Here is a 6,809-nt window from a genome sequence, read left to right on the forward strand (position 1 = left end):
ATTTTGATATAATTTAAGATCATGGTCACTTGATTTGATTGATTATTAATTGAGCGTTAATTTATTCTGTTTTTAAACTAACTACTGGATTAGCCATAGCGGCTCTAATAGCCTGAAAACTCAATGTTATTAGAGCTATGACTAAGGCTACTAATCCAGTAACTGCAAAAATCCCCCAGTGAAGATCTATTCTAAAAGCAAATTCCTGCAACCACTTCTGCATAAACCACCATGCTATAGGTGTTGCTATGACAAAGGCAAGCATCACTAGTTTTACAAAATCCGTAGACAACATTTTAACAATATTTATTACTGAAGCGCCTAGTACCTTGCGTATGCCAATTTCTTTTGTGCGTTGTTCAGCAATGTAGGTTGCCAAACCAAATAAGCCAAGACAAGCAATAATTATTGCCAATAATGCAAAAACAAGGGCAACGGTCCCAACACGTCTCTCTTGGCGATACATATTTTCAAAAGCTTCATCTAAGAATTCATATTTAAATGGCATTCCTGGAGCAGCAGCCTTGTATTTATTCTGAATTGTAGACAGCAAACCATTAACATCAGCAGTATTAAATCTATAGGCAGTTTCCCAACTATTATTTCCTAATTTTAAACTTAATCCTCCAACATTTTCACGTAGAGATGCAAAATTAAAATTTTCAACCACACCAATAATCGTATAGACTTGAAGGTCACTATTCTTCTTTTCTCTATATATTTTTTTTCCAATAGGGTTTTGAAAACCAGCTAATTTAACAGCCGTCTCATTTAATATTATAGCTGTTGAATCTGAACCAAAATCTCGAGAGAAATTCCGACCTTCACTCATTTTCATCCCTATCGTTTCCAAATAAGCATAATCTACGTCCCAATACTGCATGTTAAATCCGTTAGATTCTGTCATGACAGTTTCTGTAGAAAAAATTGTGCTTGAACGCGAAGAACTAGATACTGGTAAAAATCCTGCAAACGAAGCTGATTTCACTGCAGTCAGTTGTTCAATCTCATTTTTCAGAGATTGTTTGGTTTCACTTGATAATCCCGAATTGTTGACCACTAACACTTGTTCTTTATTGAACCCTAAATTTGCAGATTGAATGTGATTTATTTGTTTATATATGACTACTGTACCAACAATTAAAATGATGGATGTTGCAAATTGAAACACCACTAAAAAATTACGTAAAGTATTTTTTTTATGCCCTGTTGATAATGTCCCTTTTAATACTTTAATTGGCTTAAATGAAGACAAGAAGAAGGCTGGATATGCACCCGCTAATCCACCAACTATAAACGGAAGCAAAAAGATGAATATTATAAATTTTGGGCTTAATGAAGAAGACATAAACATTTCTTTTCCTGAAATGCCATTAAACCATCCTAAAGAAAGCCATACAAACAACAAACCCACAAAAAGCGCTAAAAAGGCAATTAGGGTTGACTCGGTTAAGAACTGTCCAATTAGTGCTTTCTTTTCAGAACCTAAAACTTTACGTATACCTACTTCTTTTGCTCTACCTGAAGATCTTGCAGTCGTAAGATTCATGAAATTGATACAAGCAATTAATAATATAAATAATGCGGCAGCGGAAAAAATATAAACATATTGGATATTGCCATTTGCACTTAATTCGACTCCTCTTGAAGAATGTAAATGTATATCTGTAAGTGGCATTAAAGAATATTCTAATCTATTTCCACTTGCCTCAAACTCATCCATACTCTGAATTTGCATGAATTCCACTGCTTGTGGCAGCAAGTACTTCTCAATAACTTCTGTAAAATTTTTATTGAATATTTTATAATCTGTACCTTCTTTTAATAGCACATACGTGTGAAAGTTGGCACTTAAATAATTACCAAAATCATAATCGACATTGGCCATGGAGAAGAAAAAATCGAAATTGAAATGTGAATTTTTAGGTAGGTCTTCTATAACAGCGGTTACTTTATATAATGTTTTGTTATCATCACCGGTCTCTAGCATTTCACCCATAGCAAGTTCTGCGCTCCCAAAATAACGTTTCGCTGCAATTTCTGTTATAACTACGGTGTTGGGTGCGTTAAGTGCCGTTCTCGTATCGCCTATTATTGCCGGTAATGTAAAGACATTAAACAAAGTAGAATCGGCATGTACTACTGTTAATTCGTTAATATATTCATTTCCATTTTTAATTAACTTAGATCCTTGAGAAGCATAAAGTCTCACATAGTCTTCAACTTCTGGATAATCGCTCTTTAGCGTTTCTCCCATAGGATCTGAACTCACAGCCATACTCATTTCTGCACCTCCAAAAATGAAATCTGAATTTATTCGGTAAATGCGATCTGCCTTCTCATGATAGCGATCATAACTTAATTCATCTATCACGAACATGGAAATCATAATAAAACAACCAATACCTAATGATAAGCCAATAATATTAATGGCTGTAAAACCTTTGTTTTTCAAAAGGTTTCTCCATGCTATTTTAAAATAATTCTTAATCATGATTTCTATTTTTTAAAAGTTGAATTAAAACTCACCTCATCTTCAAACTAAAGAAAAATTAAGCTAGCGCAAGTAATGTCTTTGGCTAAGCCAAATATGTTTAGGAAGTTATAGCCTTTATGCTTTAATAAAGTCCTGAATGCTCTTTTTATATAATTACGTATCATAATAGTGTTACCTATTCAGTTTTTAAACTATGAACCGGATTTTTTAAAGCAGTTGAAACTGTTTTAGCACTCATTATTGCAACAGCTATAATTACCATTCCTAAGCCGCTAAGTACAAAAATCCACCAACTCAAGTTCGTTTGAAATGCAAAATCCTCAAGCCAACTGTTAAGCCCTATATAGGCCAATGGTGCTGCAATAATAAAAGCAATACCAACTAACAACACAAACTCCCTGCATAGCAACACATTAAGCTGTGATAATGTAGCGCCTAAAACTTTACGAATACCAATTTCTTTTGTTCTCCGCTCTGTTGTATAAATCACTAAACCTAAAAGCCCAAGACAACTTATTAATACAGATAAACCCATCGCCCAACTAAGCAATTTGGATAAACTTTGTTCTTGATTATAAAACCTTTCGACAGTTTCGTCCATAAAATTTACTTGGAAATCTGCATCAGGATAAATTGACTTATAAGCAGTTTCAATTTTAGAAATTGTTTTTGACATACTAACTTCTTCATTATTTGCCAAAGTAAAATGCATTACTCCAAATCTTGTACCTCCCCAATTTCCAATTAAAGCAAGAGGATTAATTGGATCCTTTAATGAACGTTGATTAAAATTCTTAACTACACCAACAATTGGAAATGTTTCATCTTCCCTTTTTATTTGTATTCCAAGAGCATCGCTAGGGGCTTTAAAACCAAGAATATTAAGATAGGTCTCATTGATAATAATTTCTTGGAGAGAGTCATTTAATGTTGCTCTCCCAGCTAATAACTCAATACCATAAAGATCGATATAATCTTTAGTGCCTCTAAGTAACTGTAAAGGTGTTTGAAGCTCAGTACCATCTTCTTTAATATATGTAACGAGAGTCCTATTTTCACTAAATGAAGCTGGAGTAGACCCTCCTCTTGCAAGTTTGGATATTTCAGGATATTTTTTAAGCTCTTGCTCAAACCTCGCTTGCTTTTCTTCTGTATTATTATACCATGGTGTCCGAACATTAGCAATAGCATCCGTTTTAAAGCCCATATCCTTATTCATCATAAAATTAATTTGCTTAGCAACTAAAATGGTTGAAATGATAAAAACTTGCGCAATTGAAAACTGAAAAACGGTTAGGAAGCGACGTAATGCTGGCTTACCTGCTTTATTAACTACCTGATTTTTAAGTACTGAAATTGGCTTATACTGTGTTAGTACTAATGCAGGATAAATTCCTGATAAAAAGGTTACCAATGCAATTAGAACTAGGGCAAAACCAATTATTAGTGGGTCTTTAAACAGTGAAAACTCTAACCCTTTTGGTGTGAAATCAGAAAATACGTGAAGTAACCAGTATGCAAACACCACAGAAATAAGTGCAGAAGCAATAGTTAGTAATAGGGTTTCACCCATAAATTGAAAAACAAGTTGCTTTTTAGAACTTCCAAGTGTTTTGCGTATTCCTATTTCTTTAGCACGTTGATTGGCTTGGGCTGTATTGAAGTTTATAAAATTAATTACACCTAATAAGAGTAAAAATAATGCGATTAGTCCTAGTCCAACCATTACCGATTTATCTGCAGGTTCCTCACTAAAATTGAAAAGCCCAACTTCTGTATTAAAATGCAAGTCTCTAAGTGGCTGAAGATTGAAACTTTGACTCATATTATATTTTATTGCCCAATCAGATCTATGTTCAACAGCCAAGGCATCCATTTTCTCTTTAATAACAGAATTTGCTGAAGGGTTTATCACCTTAACAAATAATTGACTACTAGAACTTGTGTTATCCCATTGTGGGTCAAAAATATAACCATTAGAACTCGTCTTTTTGGCCGTTTCTAATGATAAAAATTCCTCGAATATTAAATCAGAACGCTCCTCAAAACTGGCTACAATACCTGAAACCGTAGTTTGTATAGAATCGTTATATACTAAAGTCTGACCAATTACCTTATCAGGTTGTAATGATGGAAAGTATTTTTGAGCTCTTTTATTAGTCAATACCACTTGGTTTGGGGCATTTAAAGCAATTTCTGGATTTCCAGCCAACCAATTATAATTAAATATTTGAAAATATTCTGAATCAGTGAAAATTACATAATCGGGATTTTTAAAAGTTTTCTTTGTAGCCTCTTCCTTTACTTTTTGAAGATTCGCAACATGAATTCCACTTGAAAATTCTACAGCACTAATATTGTTTTTCACCTCATTTATATAGGGCATCGGAATTCCACCGTTAGTTCCTTCAGAATCGTTAGTAGTAAAAGTAGAGGTCACTCTATAAATAAGTTCACTATCTGGATGAAATTTATCAAATGTAAGGTCATAATACACCATGAGTCCAATGACGAAGGATGCACTAAAACCTATGGCTAAACTGATGATGTTTATTGTCGAAAACAATTTGTGTTTCCAAAGATTTCTCCATGCTATTTTAAAATAATTATTAATCATGATTTCTAATTTTGAATAGAGCGTTAATCATTATGAGTGCTGAAAGTTAAAAACATTATAAATTCTCTAAATTGTCATACTTATTATATAGTGAAGATAATGCCAAACACTTAATTACCTGTAAACTAGATTAATGAAATTATTTCTCATAATAAAAGTGTTCGATTTTGATACACTAATTGTTCATATCCGAACACTTTAAAAGTAGAATTACGACACTATAGGTTTCTGATTGATTTACTCTGAACGTAACGAGTTCACGGGATTTGCATTAGCAGCTTGAAGTGTCTTTATGCTTATGACTAATAATGCAAAGAAAATCATAGTACTTCCACTTGCTAAAAACACCCAAAAACTAATGCTTGTCTTATAAGCGAAATCTTGCAACCAATTATTAATACCATACCAAGCTATTGGTGATGCTATGATAAAAGCTATAGCGACTAGAATTAAAAACTCTTTACATAAAAGCGTATTAATTTGTAATAATGAAGCGCCCAAAACTTTGCGGACTCCTATTTCTTTTACACGTCTATTGGTGGTGTAAATCACGAGACCTAATAAGCCGAGACAACTTATTAAAATTGATAAGCCAGTGGCCCAATTTAGTAGTTTTGAAACCTTTTGTTCTCTAGTGTAAAACTTCTGAATAGTCTCATCTAAAAATACAAGCCTGTAGTCCTCAACATCCGTATAAACCGATTTATAAATGGTCTCAATCTTAGAAAGTGTTTCTTCTAATCCAATACCAGACGCATTTTGAAATGCAATATGAACTGCATAATACTGACTCCATCGTGAGCGGTTCCAATCACCACGAAGTGCCATTGGTTTTATCTTACTCTTTAGAGAGCGCTGATAAAAATCTGCCATAACTCCTACAACAGGGATAGCATCTCCATTTAGTTGAACCATTTTACCGATAGCCTCATCAGGACTCGCAAACCCAAGATTTTTTAGACATGTTTCATTGATTACCAATTCCTTAATCGTATCATTTCTTAGGGTTCTTCCTGCTATAATATCCAATTCAAATAATTCTGAATAGTTGGTATCACCAAAAACAAACTGTAATTCTGATTTCATTTCAACCTTACCATTATTATAACTCACATTCGTACTATTCGTCGATATTGAGGCCGGTGGCTCACCCCCTAAACTAATTTGCTTAATTTCTGGAATGGTTTTTAACTTCTCAGCAAACAATTCTTTTTTAGATAATCCGCCCTCACTTCTCGGACTATATACTGATACGATAGCGTCAGTTTTAAAACCCATATCCTTATTTAACAAATAGTTGATTTGGTTCCCAACCAATAATGTGGCTATAATAAAAACTTGAGCAATGGAAAATTGAAAAACAGTTAGGAATTTTCGAAGATTTGATTTTTTATTTCCAACCCCTAAATGGTTTTTTAGAACAGAGACTGCATTAAATTTTGATAATATTAATGCGGGATAGAGTCCTGATAAAAATGTCACCAATAACAACAAAACAATGACTCCACTAATTATTACGGGTGATTTAAATAGTTCAAAACTTAACCCTTCTGGAACAAAATCTGAAAATATATTAATTAACCATTTAGATAGTACTACGGATAATAAAGCAGATAGTAATACCAATAAAAACGTCTCACCCATAAATTGACCTATGAGCTGTTTTCTTGAACTCCCAAGCGTTTTACGAATCCC

3 protein-coding genes are annotated in these 6,809 nt (G+C 33.4%); all 3 read right to left on the reverse strand.

From position 1 onward, the window contains the following. Positions 1-61: 61 nt before the first annotated feature. Positions 62-2,494 (reverse strand): ABC transporter permease, encoded by a 2,433-nt coding sequence (locus tag B2U95_RS01355; RefSeq protein ID WP_296311697.1) that lies wholly within the window; start codon positions 2,492-2,494, stop codon positions 62-64. 178 nt (positions 2,495-2,672) lie between these two features. Then, positions 2,673-5,114: an ABC transporter permease gene (locus tag B2U95_RS01360; protein WP_296311700.1), complete on the reverse strand. Its 2,442-nt coding sequence runs from the start codon at positions 5,112-5,114 to the stop codon at positions 2,673-2,675. Positions 5,115-5,351: 237 nt separating this feature from the next. After that, the coding region (locus tag B2U95_RS01365) for an ABC transporter permease (protein WP_296311702.1) at positions 5,352-6,809 on the reverse strand (1,458 nt) is incomplete at its 5' end.

It is taken from the genome of Winogradskyella sp. UBA3174, assembly GCF_002364335.1.
Classification (GTDB): domain Bacteria; phylum Bacteroidota; class Bacteroidia; order Flavobacteriales; family Flavobacteriaceae; genus Winogradskyella.

Bases quoted from the DNA above. Each gene is read 5' to 3' on its own strand.
- B2U95_RS01355 (WP_296311697.1), bottom strand. From the start codon at position 2,494: ATGATTAAGAATTATTTTAAAATAGCATGGAGAAACCTTTTGAAAAAC.
- B2U95_RS01360 (WP_296311700.1), bottom strand. From the start codon at position 5,114: ATGATTAATAATTATTTTAAAATAGCATGGAGAAATCTTTGGAAACAC.